This window comes from Thalassoglobus neptunius (genome assembly GCF_007859735.1).
Classification (GTDB): domain Bacteria; phylum Planctomycetota; class Planctomycetia; order Planctomycetales; family Planctomycetaceae; genus Thalassoglobus; species Thalassoglobus neptunius.
In genome coordinates this window covers 18019-35396 of record NZ_SIHI01000020.1, presented here as the reverse complement: position 1 = coordinate 35396, position 17378 = coordinate 18019, and the positions used below count along the sequence as shown (strand labels likewise).

Annotated in this window: 7 protein-coding genes; 2 read left to right on the top strand and 5 right to left on the bottom strand. The window is 52.0% G+C overall.

Going from position 1 to position 17378, the window contains the following annotated elements; translation table 11 throughout:
• Window positions 1-567: 567 nt before the first annotated feature.
• Window positions 568-6507, top strand: a complete 5940-nt coding sequence (locus KOR42_RS18995; protein WP_146511439.1) for a WD40 repeat domain-containing serine/threonine protein kinase — start codon at window positions 568-570, stop codon at window positions 6505-6507.
• A 99-nt stretch (window positions 6508-6606) separates the two neighbouring features.
• Here KOR42_RS18995 and KOR42_RS18990 read toward each other — a convergent pair whose 3' ends face one another.
• The 3 genes from KOR42_RS18990 to KOR42_RS18980 all read right to left on the bottom strand — a co-directional run bounded on the left by KOR42_RS18990 (window position 6607) and on the right by KOR42_RS18980 (window position 12027).
• Entirely contained in the window at window positions 6607-8814 is a 2208-nt protein-coding gene (locus KOR42_RS18990; protein ID WP_146511422.1) for an HlyD family efflux transporter periplasmic adaptor subunit, read from the bottom strand.
• A 141-nt stretch (window positions 8815-8955) separates the two neighbouring features.
• A complete protein-coding gene (locus KOR42_RS18985; protein WP_146511421.1) occupies window positions 8956-10089 on the bottom strand; it encodes an HlyD family secretion protein in 1134 nt (377 codons plus the stop codon).
• Between the two features lie 186 nt (window positions 10090-10275).
• Window positions 10276-12027 (bottom strand): efflux RND transporter periplasmic adaptor subunit, encoded by a 1752-nt coding sequence (locus KOR42_RS18980; RefSeq protein ID WP_231741009.1) that lies wholly within the window; start codon window positions 12025-12027, stop codon window positions 10276-10278.
• 586 nt (window positions 12028-12613) lie between these two features.
• Here KOR42_RS18980 and KOR42_RS18975 point away from each other — a divergent pair.
• Window positions 12614-14845 carry a TolC family protein gene (locus KOR42_RS18975; RefSeq protein WP_146511419.1) on the top strand — a complete coding sequence of 744 codons (2232 nt, stop codon included), beginning with the start codon at window positions 12614-12616 and terminating at the stop codon, window positions 14843-14845.
• Window positions 14846-14868: 23 nt separating this feature from the next.
• On the opposite strand, the gene KOR42_RS18970 is transcribed toward KOR42_RS18975, so the two are convergent.
• A complete protein-coding gene (locus tag KOR42_RS18970; RefSeq protein WP_146511418.1) occupies window positions 14869-15522 on the bottom strand; it encodes a DotU family type IV/VI secretion system protein in 654 nt (217 codons plus the stop codon).
• A 304-nt stretch (window positions 15523-15826) separates the two neighbouring features.
• On the bottom strand, window positions 15827-17242 hold the full coding sequence (gene tssK, locus KOR42_RS18965) for a type VI secretion system baseplate subunit TssK (RefSeq protein WP_146511417.1): 1416 nt from the start codon (window positions 17240-17242) through the stop codon (window positions 15827-15829).
• Window positions 17243-17378: the final 136 nt, after the last annotated feature.

Below are 17378 nucleotides of genomic sequence, written 5' to 3'. Positions count from 1 at the left end.
ACCGAAATGTTGGTGAATCGGAACTTTGGAATTGGTCTCTCGTGGTTCAGACGAGATTGCGATTGGTGGCATTTTAAGGACGTGCCATAATTGGGGACGTGCCATAATAAGGAACAGGGTTTCGAAGTCGTCCGAACACGAGAATTTCAGTCGGCTCTCCGTCCACACGTTGACTCTGAGGGGGAGAACTCAGGCTCAGCGTCGAGGGAACCGTCAAAGCCTGTCGAGCAATCCAATCCCGGTCGATTCACAAACGCTGCTTTGATTTTTTCGAACATGTCGTAGCAGACAAAGCGTTCATCCGCAGAGTTCATCGAGAGTAGATAATTTGGACGGGTGCTGAGAGACCGTGAAAACGGTCTCGAACTTGTCCTCATCGTAATTGCGACGGAAGTAATGTTTCGGCAATGATCCGATTCGCAGCGTTGAGAATGGCTTTATGAAAGTCATTGACGCGACTGCACAGAAAAGACAACTTGCTTTAGACAAAGTCGGGGACTGACTGTGAGAGATTCATCTAGCTCATCCGATGACAAGAACAAAAAACGTCCGGTCTTCGGGACGCAGATGCCTGGACCAATTGGAACGGACGTTCCCGACTCGGAACCGGGCAGGCATATCGCTGGCACTTACGGTCCGCCCAGTCTTCAAACACCTGCTGGGTCAGGAACCGGGACGGCTAAGCCGGCGCAATCCGCCGCTTCTGGAACGGTTCGGCTTCCGAATCCAGAAGGATTCAAAAGTGTTTACCAAACAAGTACTCCAAAGGACGGCGACGTCCGCCGAGTGATTGGTCAACTCGACGAGACATCTGACCAGTCGAGCAGTTCTCAAGGGGCTGTGAAAAGTGAAGGCTCTGTTTCTTCCAGGAGCCGAGGGACAACGGTCGGAAAAGGAACGTGGAAGCTCTCTATTCGCGAACGAAGCATGAAAGGGGATGTTTCCGGTGTGCGCAACCGGATTCCCGAACAGCCAGATGAAGCGTTTGGATTTCTCTCCGCGCTTGTCGACGACCCGGAAGTTTCGGAGTACGAGATCCTCGGGGAAGTCGGAAAGGGAAACATGGGGATTGTGTATGAAGCGCTTCAATCCTCGCTTAATCGAGAACTCGCAATTAAATCGTTAAAACCGTCAGAGGAGACTTCTGACTACGAGCAGGAGATGTTCGTGTCGGAAGCGGTGGTGACCGCGAATCTGGTCCATCCGAATATCGTTCCGATTCATGATCTTGGTCGCACAGACGACGGCAAACTCTTCTATTCAATGAAGAAGGTCACAGGAAAACCATGGGATAAGGAGATTCGAAATCGTCCGCTTGAAGAGAACCTCGACATCTTCATGAAGCTCTGTGATGCGGTTGCTTATGCGCATTCACGAGGCGTCATTAACCGAGATCTCAAGCCGGAAAATGTCATCGTTGGGCGTTACGGAGAAGTGATTGTTCTCGATTGGGGGCTCGCGGTGACCACTGCTGAGTTCCCCAAGAACGAAAGTATTCTGCAAGACTTTCGCGGAGGGGCAGGAACCCCTGTGTACATGGCACCCGAGTTAGTCAGCGAGGATGTCAATTCGATCGGGAATCACACCGACATCTATCTGTTGGGGGCGATCCTCTTTGAGATTCTGGAAGGCTTTCCGCCTCACTTGCTCAGAACATTCTGGGCGATTGAAAATCCTGACGAACAGTTTGCGTCAATCGTTCACGCTGTGATGACGAACCAGATCGAGCAGGATGTCAATCATCCTGGCGAACTGATGGACATTGCGACCAAGGCAATGTCGACCGATCCTCAAGAACGTTTTTCGTCTGTCGAATCGATGCAGGAAGCGATTCGTCAGTATCGAATTACCGGAAACGCGGAAGAGTTTTATCACAAAGCGACAAGTCAGGACGACGACCAAAGCTACGACAACTACCAGTCGTCGATCGCCTTGTTCACCGAAGCGCTTCACAAATGGCCTTCCAATCAGCGAGCTCTCGTCGGAAACAAGTTGGCTCGAAAGGGTTTCTCGAAGCTTGCACTTGCTCGCGGTGACTACGATCTTGGACTGCATGTGATCGAAGGGCTCACAGGGCCAGACTTCAATGACATTCGCAGGCAATTGCGTCGCAAACGACGAAGTCGAACGATCGTGCGTCGAACTTGGGCAGCGATGGCGGTTCTGATCGTCGGGATGGCGGCATTGGTCGTTTCCATGGAACTTCGCACACGAAGTGCAGCCAAGCGATTGAACGAAGTTGAGTCTCGGCTGACCACGACGAACCTTGAACTCACCACAAAGAATCAGGAGATCGCAGACGCTGAAGACAAGGCACGGACAGCTTTGGACGCGGCGGCAATTGCTGAAAAAGAAGCAGAAGAAGCCAAAGCGACAGCTGAAATACAACTTGCCGAAGCTGAGAAGGCCCGCGAGATTGCTGACAAAGCAATTGAAGAAGCTCAGGTCGCAGCTGCTGAAGCCGAGACGGCAACAGAGTCCGCCAGACAGGCCCAGATGGATGCAGCCAAAGCTCAAATGGAGCTGAAAACTGCGGAGGCGGAACTCAGTAAAGCGGAATCTGCGCAGATGCTGGCAGAGCAGAAAGCCAACTCTGCGAACGCGGCAGCAGAAGAAGCGATCGCCAAACAAGAGATGCTGGAAGAAGCAGTCGAAGCTTCTGAGGTGCAGCTACGTGAAGTGCAAGAACGTATCACGCGGGCAGGATGGGAATCATTCGTCACTCGGTTCGAACTGTTCACCGCAATCGGCCGGTACGAAGAAGCTGAACTCGAAATCAATGAAGCTCTGAAAGCTGCCGAATCGGGAGATGCTGCCTTCGAGAAACGAAAGCGGACGATCTTTAATCTCAAGCGAGATCTCGATCGACAGCGAAGTCTTCCGCTGAGGAGGAATCTTCAAAGTGGGATTCTCGAAGAGGCGACGATCGGTCGCACGGGAAGAGTCATTGCTTCGGTCATCCGTTCGGGAATCGAAATCTTCGTTCGTCAGGGAGCCAATCCTCCCTTTCCTGAATCCGGAAACTCCGAGACTGGTCGTTTGATTGCCTTAAACGGTCGGGATTTGAAACTCGCAATTTCGCCTGTGGAAACACATGTGGCAGCGATCGGCCCGGGAGAGACGCATCTCTGGGATGTTCGTAGCGGAGAAGTCGTAGAAGTTCCGCTACAGGTTTCGCCTTCGCTTGACCAATTAAACAGCGTCACATTCTCTCGCGACGGGAGATACCTATTCATCGCCGGAGACAATGATGGAATGGCGATTGAAGTCTTCGATCTCGGCGGAGAAACACCAAAAAGTGTCCTGCAAAAGACCTGGAAGAGTACCAGTTACAAGATTGCAGATTTTCAAATTCTCGCTGATCGAGTGAACCCGTCGATGTTTCACATTCTGTTTTTGGGTGACATGGATGGTTCTCGAAACTGCAAGTATTCGAATGTGAATTTGCAGACTCAACAGTCAGCGACTCTTACTGACGCGAAAGGTCTTACTCGCCACGATGAGAGAATCCGGGCATTGCCAATCGAGTTCTTTTCGCTCTCTCAGGATTCACGAAGACTTGCTGTCGGAATGGGCGGAGATCGCGTTTTCATCTTTCCCGTTGATCCAGCAGGCGAAAACCCGTTCGAGAACGTCCTCGAAGACTCAAAAGAAAGTCAGATTGCTGAACTGAGAACGGATGGGAAGATCCGGTCATTCGCATTCTCTGAAAACTCAGAACGTTTACTGCTTGGGCTTCAGATCGGGCTCATCGAAGTTTGGGACTGGGACACGGGAGCAAACAGCTATCTCCCGGAGAAAAGCATCGAACTCTGGAGTTTCGACAATCGAGATGATGAAGGTGAGTTGGAGTCTGCCTATCGGATCGCTGGATTTTCTCGCGATGTCCTCGCTGTTGGATTCGTTGATGGGAGTCCGGAGGATGTGATTGCGATTGGAGGAGTTGACAGCAAAGACGAGACAGCAAATTCGATGGTGCAATGGTCGCTTCCCGAGTACTCCGACTATCGAGCGGTGTATACGATCGTGGCCCAGGAACTCGCAAAAATTGAGAACGTCGACGAAGCCAGAATCGATGACAATCAATCGACGAGTCAGCTGGAGTCACCTTCCAAGAAATTGCAGAGCGATTCATCAGTTGCCGGAAGCGTATTCGAATCCGAAGGAATTGACTTCGCCAAACTGATGCCGACGGCACTCATTCAAGAAACAGATGAAGAGGGTGCAAACGGAATCTTCAACAAACAGTGGAAAGTGGCGCGTTCGACTCAATCCGCAAGGTTCAGTCGCGATGGCGAGCGAATCATCGTTGGTGCCGATGACCGCGCTGCTCACGTTTACGAACGCGGTAGTGGCATGTTTATGTGGATGATGGGGGGCCGCCAGTCCAACTTCTATCAGTCTCAGAATGTCTTCGAAGAAGGGCACATCCCGGAGCTTTCACAGATTCTCTTTCTTCCTCCTGACGGAAACCGTCTGGTCACGAGAGATTTTTTCGGATCGATTTCCGTGTGGGATGCGACGAAGGATGAAGATGGTGTGGCTCGTGAGATTTCTCGATTGCTGAGTAGCGATTTCGGTTTCGCTGTTTCTCCCGATGGAAAGTGGATCTTTGCTTCTGGAAGAGAAATAAAAGTCCGAACCGACTCGCAGAATCAGGAAGTCGATGTCACCACATTTATTGGAAACTTGTGGCAGACTTCATCGTTGGAAGAGAGTGTCATTCCTCAACCAACGCGGCAACTCGTGGGCGAACACAACCATTTCTTGACAGCTGCAGAATTCTCCCCTTCGAGTCAGCTTATCGGAACGGCAGATCGTCGCGGGACCATTGTCGTCTGGAACGTCTCGACGGGCAGCGTGATCGCGAGGGCGGAAGGGGAACATGGACGCGATCAAGTTTCGGGGCTTTCATTTCTCAGCGAAGATGAGTTGATCACCACCGGATACGATGGAACGATTCAACGGTGGGTCATCCGTGAGGACAAGTTAGAACCAGCTTCTGAGTCTGAGCAGTTTCGTATTCGGCTCGATGAACAACCATCAGACGTTGGACAGAGTGAGACTCTGACGTCAAATATCGGTGATTATGTCATCGCCCTGTCGATGTCTCCGGATCGGCGACAGTTTGCCACGTTGAGCGTGGTGAAGACCAAACACGATCTCTCATCTCAAGACGAGACGACATCGGACTATGCCGCTCGACCGAAACGTCTGCGATTGATGGTCTGGTCCGTTGAATCGCCTCATGCACCGATAACATTGGCGACGTGGATCTCAAGGAAGCGGGGGGAAGAGTTTCATCAGGGGCTGGCGTGGTCGAGTGATGGGCAGCTTTTGGCACACCTTTATACCGTCGCCTCTCAGAAGGGTGAAACGAGCGTCTTGAACCTGTATCAGACCTCAGACTGGTCCGTCGCTCGTCGTGTCAGTCCGAAAGGGTTGATGCAGTCTTCCTCGCGAATTGCGTTCGCCCCTTCGAAGTCAGAAAGCGGAGAAGAACTTCTCGCGACGTTCGACGGTCGTGTTGCTCACCTGTGGAGTTTGGAGTCTGGCACACATCAAACAGAGTTCCGATCTCACGAAACGGTCTATGCGGCCGACTTTTCTCATGACCGAAAATATGTCGCGACCGCGAGTGAATCGGTTCGAGTCTTCAGCGCGGATGAAGAGAACCCCAACCTCGGTTTGACGATCTTTCGACTCGGCTCAGCCCACAGTGGCCGTGTCGACGATATTCGATTCTCGCAATCGGAGGACTCCTACGACTTCGTAACTCTCGGCGGAGATGGACTCCTCAAGTTCTGGGCGTGGAATCCTGGTCTCAAGAGCGCTCCTCCGACGGAAGCAGCCATCATCCATGAACTCTCTGCACCGCATGACGACGTGGACAGTTGGAAGTCCGATCTCGACTGGTCGGTGTCTATGGAGATTCTGTGTGCGACATTCGATGGCAAATTGACAGTCTTGGAAGCGATGCCTTCGAACCCGGATGAACCACCAGCGTTTCAGGTTGTCGAACTCGAAGAACCACGGGAGAAAATCGAGTTCTACTGTTGTGCGATTTCTAAAGACGAGCAATCCATCGCCGCTGGCGGTGTTCGACTGGGAGCAGACGGCCGCGCTCAAGGAAGTTTTGCTTGTGTCTGGCGACGGAATCCCGATGGAAAGTTTCTTCTTGAAGCGGAGTTCGATGGCGAACACTCATCTCAGGTGTTCAATGATCGTGTCGGCATTACAGCTGTCCAGTTCGTGACAGAAGAAGGATTCGGACTGCTGACCGGTGGAGCTGACGGCTCCGTTCTCGAATGGGATTGGATTGATCGTGATACAGAAAGTGACCCGCCATCGCGCGGAGAACGAATCTATTCGTATCCCGGTCGAAGTGATCAGTCTGCTCATGAAGCGTCCGTGACCTCGATCGATGTTTCCAACAACGGAGACATTGTTTCGACCGCCGAAGATGGGTACGTTTGCTTTTGGCCACTTCCCGAAGAGATTCAGTAGTCGCATTTCGGTTCTTCAGCATTGCACCGCAACCCGCTTTCTGAGGATTGTTGTTTCTAAGCGATCATCCTCCCGGGACCGGTTTGAGAAAGTGCCCGGTCAGGAAGCACTCCATGCAAATGTCTGGCGAAGCAGTCGCAAGAGTCTCCCACTTATGGACATCTTCAGGCCGTCAATTTTCACGATTCCCGTCGAGTACAAGGCACCGGGATTCCCCGATTCGACTTCAATCGACACTCGATACAGCGTTTCGACCGGGGCGTATGTGCCGTCGCGTGGTTCAACGATGAGATACTGATTGTGAATCAACTCACGGGGGATTTCGCGAACGACTTCAGCTCCAATTTCGCTCACCTTGCCGCTGCACACTTCGCCCGGGTTTGAAGAAGAAACGATCCTCACTGAATTGCCTTTGCGGATCAATTCCATTTCCGCTTGAGGAACGAAAGCAATCACCCGCAAGTCTTCGGGATTTCCAACCCATCCAAGAATTGTCTGCTCCTGAAGCCACGCCCCGTCGTTTTCTTTGTCTAAAGGGCAGCCGGACCACGTTTGCACACCTCGCTCCATCGATTGAGTTGCCGGAGTATTTCGAGGAGGAAAGAAGATCCCATCAGCTGGGCTCACGATTCGTAACCGCTTTTGCTGGAGACGTTCCGTATCGAGTCGATCGGCTGCCGCTTTGAGTGAGCTTCGGATTGTGGGGATCGTGGAATTGGCAACCTTCGATGAGGACCGAAACTTCTCCAGGTTGGAGAGGTGAGTGGCTCGCTCCCGGACTTGGGCTTCTGACTGGGAAAGCGAGAGCTCAAGGTCGTCATTCACGAGTGATACGATGAAATCGCCGGTTTTCATTTCGCGGGATAAGAGTTCCTTGGTCGTCAGAAAAGGGGCTGTCAGACGACCTGGCACGGTCACGTAAACCGGTCGGCACTTCCCCGGCTCCAGAATGAACGGAGCATTTGTTGAACGGGGCAGGGGGATCAGAATCAAGATCGCTAGAACGGCAATCGTCGTGAAAACTCCCAACGTCGCGCGGATTGTTTGAGCAGGTGAGACCCCACCTTTCAAACTTCGAAATCGACGCACAAGAAGCGAAAGAATGGACACGATCAGACTCATCAACATGGGGGCCACGATCAGAAACGTGAGTTCTTCCAATCCGTACTGCTTCAAAAACTGATGGACTGCCCAAACGATCATAACGAGAACAAGCACTCGATAGAGACTCGAAGCGAATCCGTAAACGGCAAGCGGAAGGCGTGAGGCGGAGATCGTCGCATCGCCGTCGGTAGACTGACCGAAGATCACTCTTCGAATCCATGATCCGGCCATCTGACGTGATTCGGGGCCGAGGTTTGGGTAGTCGCAAAGATCGGAGAGAATGTAATACCCGTCATAGCGCAGCAAGGGATTTCCGTTTACAAACAGAGTGTTGATGGAACAAATCAGCGTCAGATTGAGAAAAACAAGATTGAGAATCCCGGGCGAACTGGCGACCCACAGCAGGCAGCAAACGCTGGCAATCATTAGTTCCACAAAGATTCCCGCGCCCGCAACTTGTGCTCGTTGCCATCGATTCTGTCGCCACGAATCTGTCGTATCACAATAGAGCAGCGGAAAAAAAGCGACGAGAAGAACACCGAGTTCGTGACATTCTCCCCCGTGATGAACACATGCCAGCCCGTGGGCCATTTCATGAAGGATCTTCACCAGCATCATCGAAATGATAATGACCGGGATATTTTGAACCGTAAAGATCGGCGAAAAGTCGAATGAATTAAGTCCGACCTGCGATGTGCGAAGCGATGCCATCACAATGGCGACGAAGAGAAAAATCAGGCCCAGCACGAGCATTGACGGGCGAAAAATCCAGCCGATCCAACCGTCGAGCCACTTGAGAAAATGTTGAGGGTCCATCCCTCGCCATCGGATTGTGATGATGTTCAGTCGCGCGAGCAGCTTTGCGGGACCCGAATTTTTCGCCGTCGCTCGTCGGGCGACGAGTTGGCCGTATCCGGGGAGAGTGCTGACGACGAGATTCTGCGAAACCAGCTTCTTCACAAACTCTTTCAATTGCCGATCGAAGTCCTCAAAACTCTCCTCGGAATCGAATTGGCGGTAAGCTTCGTTCGGGGTCAGTTGACCATTCAAACTTGTGAGAAGGTCGAATTCTTGTTCGGAGAGGCTGAAGTACTGAAGAGTGATCGGATCTTTGACAACAAAGACCAGACGCCCACCTGTGATCGATTCACTGACTTGCAAATCGAATCGCTTCTTCCATGGGATGGGACGTTCAGAGTCCATTCACATCATTCAGTATTTGGAATCCGGGGAGACTTGGAAATCGCGGACGAACGATATCAGCACAGAAATACGTTCGCTGATGCTCTGATTGGTTCTTTCGTTCAGGCTCACAAAGTTGACATGTTCGTAAAGTTATCAGCTTCACTTTTCGGCCGAAGCTTCCGGGGCCAGCGTAATTTCCACCGATTGCCCGGGACGCATCCGACCATCGGTGTTGTCGACAATCACTTGTATCTGAACCTGCTGATTAACCGGGTCGACTTTGGGGCTGACGTAATTCAATGTCCCTCTCACCGTGTGACTCGATCCGTTTTCATTGAAAGTGACAGCCGCGGGGATGCCCCGCATCGAGTGGTGAATCAGGTTCGCATCGACATAACCTTCCACGAGTAAACGATCGAGCCGCATCACATGAAAAACGGGTTCCCCCGGTTCGAGCCATTCCCCCAGTCGGTGATACTGTTCCGTCAAAACACCAGAGAATGGAGCTGTGAGCATTCGACGCTGTTGACGAATCTGTGCAAGCTTGACTTGCTGGACAAGTTTGTCGATTTCAAGTTCTTCAATCCGGTGTTCGGATTTGGCAAGTCTCAATTCGTGTTCCAGTCGTTTCAATGTCGCCGAAGCAGTGCCGACAGACGCTTCCTCAACCTGAATCTGCAGCGCCGCAATTGTCTGGGCTTCGCGAGCCGCGATAATTTCCAGTTCTGATTGATCTCGAAGATACTTCAGCCGGTCGAGTTCGGAGTCTGAAACACTTCCTGAGAATCTATCTCGTGCAGCCAGTGCACGATTGAGTTCGACCTGCGCGGTGTCTCTCGACTTGATGGCCTTCTCGACAGCCACTGTCGAGTTTGCGTTCTCTTGGGCAATTCGTTGTTTGGTCTGAGACTGTGCAATGACTTGTTCGGTTTCAAGGATCTTGGCGTTTGCGATTTCTTCAGCTAGAGACTGGGTGTGCCTTTGTTTGGAAATCGCAAGTTCCAGTTCGCTCAGGCTGACTGCGATCGCAGCTTCTGAATCATCCAGTTTCGCGAGTACGGTTCCCGCATCAACGTGATCGCCGATTTCACAGAAGACTTCTGTAATTGCTCCACGTTCCAAAGCAGGGATATCAGCTTCTTCGTAAACTCGAACAAAGCAGTTTCTCGCAACGATCGGATTCGCGGGAGGATCGGCAGCGAAGATACCGTTTGCGGGGATCACGAATTGAAAACTGACGACAAGGATCCAGAGTTTCTGCATACTTGCTGTGGGTGCAATATGATGTGTCATTGGAATGTCCCTTCCTCCTCGCACGTTGATTCAATTTCTCGTGACCATTCACTGGAAATCGTCTCGAAACTGCCTTCGCATTCATCAATCATCATCATCGATCTTAAAGGCTATGTGAGGTCACTGATTGGATAACTTTTGAAGTTGGTTTTGAGACTGCATTCGTCGGGGCGGATTGCTGGGCTGTCAAAATGGTGAGTAACGCAACCAGAACTCCGAGAACCCGCGGGTCAGCACGCTGAACCAGGTTCTTTGACCACAATGAACTCTTCCTAAGACCCCGGCACCGAGTCGTCGCTCGAACGGTTGATCGTCTTGAACAGGAGCCCAGGCACGCGTCGACAGATTCCCAGTGCTGTCCATTTCCGTCGCATCCGAAATACGAATGATCTCGGAGGAATGCTCATGCTCCGGGGACGTCTCGAGTAGATAGGTCAATGGAACCAATTCTTCTTCGGTCTGTGCGTCGAGGACATGCCGTAACTCGCGCTCGGGAATCCTGACCACGACTTCCCAATCTGATTTCGGATCAATCAGCTGAAAGAGAAACTGACCTTGCTGGACTGGTCGGCCGAGCAGTTCTTCGCGGACTCGTTCCCGGATTACTTGTCCGTCAAACGGGGCTCTAATCGTTAACGTGTTTAGTTGATCCGTAACGAGTTTGAGCTGTTCTTCCAGTGAAGACACTCGCTCGGCCAGTTCGGACTGTTCAACAGTGACCGGCAATCCTCCGTTGACTGAAGATGTGTTCATCCTCGGAGAAATTGTTTGGAGCGCTGCCAGTCGTGCTTGAGTCGAGATCAACTCTTCACGAATCTGTTCTCGGAGGACTTCGAGGCGATCGCTTCTCAGCTGACAGATGAAGTCTCCTTGTTTCACCTGCTGGCCGTGTTCGACGAATACCTCGGTGATGACCCCTGTTTCGGGAGAAAAAATCTGTTGTCGGACGACTGGGTAAATTTCACCCACGACGTGAATCTTGAGGTCGGTCTTCATCGTCAAAAGAACAATGATGATCATCCCAGCGAACGCGAGCGTTGCCGCTGTCAGCATTCTTTTGATGAACTTTTTCCGCGACCGCTGATGGGCTTGTCGTTTGCGATTCGGCTGATCAATTGCCATCGCGAATTGATCCGCCAGAAGCCTCAAAATGTTGGGGGCATAGCTCGAGGATTCTGAGGAAGCGTCGACGACGCAGGCATACGTTGCGTCCTCCCAACTTCCGGATGGACTCAATGGAAACAGATCGTCGGTCGACTCATTTTTCTCTTGTGCTTCGACTAAGCGAGCGCGCAGCTGATTGATTTCCGAGGAGCGAGACGCAAACGAGTCGGTTCCGGTCGAGCAACAGAATTCCCAATTCCGTTGTGACTTCCGCTTGAACAGTACGATTCGATCAGCACCTGAAAGCAAAGCCCCATCGGTCGCCAATGCGTGAAGCCGCTCCGTTTCAGAGCGATCCATGTGGATTTGTGTAATCCAATGAACGATCTGAGCAGATTTCTGGGAATTCGACGAAAGTGTCGCCAGCAGTTCCCGACGTCTCAGGTCCGACAGTAGATCGGAGAGTTGCAAAGCTGAAGCTTCGTCGATTGATCGATTCTCGGAATCCAGTGCCACGATGACAGACATCGTTCCCGCAAGTGGGCTGCCGGCACACACGATTGTCCGGTTGGGAGATGCCGTTGAATTCTGAAGGACCGCTTGCACAACGGATCCGGGTTGAATCCGCGAGATTTCCGCCTCGAGTCCCAGGCTCTCCGGAGTCGGCTCAACCGGCCACAGGCGAACGCATCGTTGATCGTCAACCTGCCAGAGACCAACGATCCACGTTTTCAGCTGTTGAGAGATGTTCTTGGCAACGATCGGAATCAAGCTGCGGCGTTGATTTCCAAGTTGAGCATGCTCCTCGAAGGATGACTCAAGAACGTCGGCCAATTCAGCTTCCGAAAACATTGCTCGAACGCCGATCTTTCGATGAAAATTAGGGAATGGAACACTTCAGCAAGCAGATTCTTTTCGCTTCGTCGCGGCATTCTTGGAATGAGACGGCGCTGTCCAACCGGTTGGTGGGAACTGTCGGACAGGATTGATTTCGATTGCAGCGAGATTGACCTCAGCTACCGCTTTCGCTCTCCGTGTGAAAGCATTCATTCACTGACGTTGGTATCAGATTCTGGTTGCCAGCAACCGTTCGCGACATTGGAAGAACACTCAATCTGCTCCGACGTGTAAAGGCGAACTTTCGAGCAATGGTAAATTAGGGAGATGTTGAGAGATAGGGGTGCTGAATTGGAGGCCATTGGTGGCAGGATTTGCCGCTGGAACGGGAAGATTTTTCTTCTTCCTGAAGTTTTCACGTTCCCCCGGTCAGATTGCCTTTAACGAATGTGAGAGTTGTGCCGATCTAGCACATGGGATCATGCCAGTTCGACAGTCTGCTCGAACATCAACGGCGAATCCACACTTCGGGGGTAAATGACCGCTGAGTGTTTCTTGCGACGGTCTAAGTGGATTAACAACGATGCCGACGTATCCAGAGAGACATACTCGACTCAAACAATATCTCTCATCGAAAAAGTCACGGGCGGCTTCTCTCTTTCGAACCGTTGTCCTTGCTGTCTCTTCGGCCGGGATTATTGGCTGCGCTTCGAGTCCAGACGTTTGGGACAAGACCGTCTGCAACGACACCTGTGAGATTGATCAAATCTCTGCCACGGTCGACAATCCCGTCCCTGAGATCTATCCAACAAGTTATTCCGGTCCGCCGGTCACTGCTGAGACGTTGACCAGTGGGGAATTCGAGAACTTCCGAGACATCCCACTTGAGGAAGTGTTTCGAATTGCGCTCGAGAACTCGACAGTGATCCGTGAACTTGGTGGGGTTGTCCTGATTAACCCCGACACAGTGAAAACCCGGTTCTCGTCAGCACTCGCAGAATCTGATCCCCGTTTCGGTATGGAAGCGGCGCTGAGCGCATTTGATGCCCAGTTCACCGCGTCGGCGATGTTAAGCGACAACGATCGATTGTTTAATAACTCATTCTTTGCAGGGGGAACATCGGCGTTTGTTCAGGACCTCCACGAGTATGATGTCGGACTGACGAAACGATCAGCGACTGGTTCACAGATCAGCTTGCGGAATCGAACGGTTTATGATGCCAATAACGCGCCGGCAAATAACTTCCCGAGCTACTGGGAATCGATCATTGAAGCGGAAGTTCGTCAACCGTTGCTTCAAGGTGCCGGGTTGGAGTTCAACAGAATTGCCGGGCCAGGGTCAGTGCCGGGGATTTACAATGGTCTGTTGATCGCGAAAGTGACCACCGACATTGACTATCACGAGTTTCAACTCGCTGTTCGAGACTTTCTCAGTAATGTCGAAAATGCCTACTGGGATTTGTATTTCGGATACCGATTGCTTGATGCTCAGAAGAAAGGGATGGAAGAGGCGCTGAGGGTCTGGAATATCAAGAAGGCGACCGCCGGAGTCGGGATCGATAAAGCACCGGAAGAGGCACTCGCGCGGCAGCAGTATTTTGAGTTCAAATCAGACGTTGAGGACTCATTGAGCGGGAGGCTGATTCAGGGGACTCAAACTCGTAACGGAAGTGGAGGGGGAACTCTCCATGGACAGGGCGGAGTTCTTGCTGCGGAGCGGCGTCTGCGATTGCTGATTGGACTTCCGGCTGCAGATGGAAATCTGTTGAGGCCGAATGATGAACCTCCACTGGCAGAAGTTCAGTTCGATTGGGCGACCATTTCTCAAGAGGCATTGACGCAACGGATCGAACTTCGAAAGCAACAGCTTGTCGTCAAGAAGAGTGAAATGGAGTTGCTTGCGGCTGAGAACTTCCTGAATCCTCGATTGGACGCTGTGGCACGCTACCGAGTCCGCGGTTTGGGAGACGATCTTTTCTCGGGAGGATACAATCGCGGCGACACTCCCGCGTCATCGTTCGGGAACATGATGACGGGAGATCATCAGGAATACATGCTCGGATTCGAGCTCGAAGTTCCTCTCGGATATCGACAGGGACATGCTGCCGTCGACAATGCGGAATTCCGGGTTGCTCGTGCTCGTGCAATTTTCAAAGAGCAGCAACGCGATGTCATCAGCAATCTTTCAGGAGCAGTTGCGGAGGCAGTTCGTGCTCGTCGGTCGATTACGAATGCGATGAATCAGTACCTCGCAGCGAAGGAGTATCTCGATGCTCTCGAACGTCGTCAGCGAGAAGGGCTCAACGATCCGGTCGATCTGATTCTCGATGCACAGACTCGTGTTGTTGATGCGGAAATTCGACTGTTCAGAACCCGCTCCGAATATGCAGTCGCTTTGAAGAATGTTCAGTTTGAGAAGGGGACCTTACTGACATACGCCAATCTTCAAATGGTCACCTATGGGCAAGAACCGGCTCCCGCTGAACTGGAGCAAATTGACAGCGTTCCCCTCTCGATTGATGAGGACGTCACATCGACCTTCGAGCGAACTCCGGGGTCAGATGAAGACGCGGGGCAATCGAAAATCATTCAGGTCAGTGCAAATGAAGGAAGTCCCGCAACGATTTTGACCGCAGAGCATCATGACGTTTCAGGAAGTGTTGCTCCAGCTGTTGGTGAGCAAGTGGTTTTGATGAAGAGAGAAGCCAGCCCGACAGAAGCGGAACCATCTGCCAGCACTCCTGAAAGTGCGGGGCAGGCAGCGTCAACAGCGCCACGGCAGTCGTTCATCTCGCGATTAACGAACTGGAAATAGAACACGCTAATGGGAATCGTGCTCTACTGATCGAGCAGATACCACGAGAGCAGAACGAGCATGCAAAGAAGCATCACAGAGAAGATCGCGCTCGCGGTTGTTAATCCGGTCGTTCCGGGTAGCGGATCAATGTGACCTTCCAGCTTGCTTCCCTGAAGTTCAGGCGACGCGTGTTGATGTAACCGTGACTGAAGTTGTTGAGCCCAGAACTTCCTCGCTTCGTCCGGATCAGTCTTGTGTCCGGGCATATCGGTATTCTTTTCCTGAAACGCTCCCTGAATGTCGCCGACAAAGCCAAGGACGACAGCCAGGTAATACAGCTCCGCAACGTCTGGAGATCCCGTGACGAGGCTGTTTTCACCTTGCAGGTAAAATTTCCAGGCGCGGTTTCGTTCGTCGTAGAAGACATGCTCCAGCACGAAGTCTTCCCAGTCATCAATGTGTTGGACGAGGATTTCGTCGACCCAATAGATGAGCCCACGTTTCGCCAGTTGCCAGTCTTCAGGAGAAACTCGCGCCTGACCGGAATTCACTTTGTGCTCAAGCGCCTGCAATTCTGCAGACAGCTCTTTCTGGAGGCGCGACAGATCGCGTGCCGAGTCGTGGCTGCGATCACTGATCAGATTAAGTGACTTAAGGAAGAACGGTTGAGTCAGAGTAATCAGAGTTTCTGCCATAGCCTCGTTTTCATGGAATGAAATGACTCTGTGACGACAGGCCGACAAGGGAATCTTGCTGCAACCTGAATGTTTCGTTGATGAAGCTCAACCTGTTTGCTGCACTCAGTTTCCGAATGATCGTCGAGTCCGTTCTCTATGTCAAATCCAAGTTGCGAGTGTTTCGTTGTCATGATTGCAGTCAATTGACTGGCTGCGAAGCATGATCGTGAAACGACTCGCCTCAATGAGTTCACAGCTGCAGAGACAAGACACTTCCACTCAGCAGGGTGAAGTCAGAAAACGGAGAAAGTTGACAGGTATCTCAGGACTCGACGTGGCGGATCGCAAACAGTGAAAACGCCATTGTCTTGTTCTCGTTCGTGTCACGATTCAAGACAACAATTCTGTCCTCACCAGCGATCTGACTTTCAACAAACTTTTCGTTGAAGCGAATTCCAAGATTGAGAGTTCGTTCAACTTCCGCCCAGGAAGCATCCCGTTCGACTCGATAATAATGCCAGTTCGCACGCGGAAAGACTCGCGGAGGATCGGCGACCGGTGCAATGCGAACACCTTTGCGCCCCATCTTGTAAATCTGATCGACGTCGTCTGTGCTTCCGACTTTCATACCGAGAGCCCGTTCCGAAAGCAGTTCCGAAACGTTCGCTGTCGGAAGATCGCACTCAACGCCGATGTAGAATCTCCAGTCGGGTTGAAGCCATTCCGAGTTGAGACGCACCATCATCAGAAGGCCTTCCGCTCGGAACGGTTCGCGGACGTAGGAGCGTTCTTTCTTCTCTCCTGCTGACATCAACTGGAACAGGAATTGAAAGCTGAGAATCAAATTGTCGTGGTCGTAAGCCGGGATTTGGGGAAAGCTTCGATTTCCCCGGAAAATGGCTGTGAAACCGGCTGCACGGCAGAGTTCTGAGTAAACTTGGAAGGGGTGTAAGCCCCGGCTCGAAGGGAGATGAGCGATTCCGCCGAGACTCGCGTTCACGGCTTGAAGCCGCGAAATCATTTCGAGATCTTCACGATGTCCGCTGGAGAATGCGACGCCTCGATCTCGAATCTGTTGCGCGAGTTGTTGGGACTCTGCTCCCAGCTGATCGCAGATCGAACGAAGGATGTACGAAATCTGAGAGGACGATTCGGTCGTGATCGTCGGGGGAATATATTCAGGATCAATTTCCGGAGGCGATTCCGCGGCAGTTCCGAGTTTCAACTGCATGATGGGAACGGCGTCATAGCCACGGGCTGCTTCGTCGCCTATGAGAATCCGGGGATTGAGAACGCGAACGCCAATCTGTTCGACGTTTCCGGCACTATTATCGTCAGCGACTTCCGCTTCTCGCTTCAAGTAGCGGGATTCAACTTCCGGGCCATCTGCCTCAGCGTTATTCGCTCCGCGTCGAATTTCACGGATTCCCACATAAACTTTGACCCGTGCGTCTGCATTCGGGAGCGCGTCCCGTGGAATTGCTTCGGCCGCGACGTGTGAATCTTCCGGAATTCGAATCAGAGTCCCGTCTGGCAGGCGGACCTGACATTCTGAAAGTGAGACTCGCCAGTTGGAGAGTGAGTCGCGATCGATCACCAGATGGTGAATACCGTAGTGATACGCATTCTCCCAGCGGCAAGACATCGACAATGCCTCGCGATGCAGCTGATCAGCAAGTTGGAAGTGCTGGGGACGAAGGAAGACCCCTTCACCCCAATGAATCGAATGAGAACTCATATCTTGCTCGTATCAAACGCCCGGGAAATACGCAGAGCGTAATCACAAACCGAGGATTTTCCAACGCCGAGATTCTGAATCGATATTCTTGAAGGACGTGGGGTCGATTTGTTTTTGGATTCAACGACTGGGAATT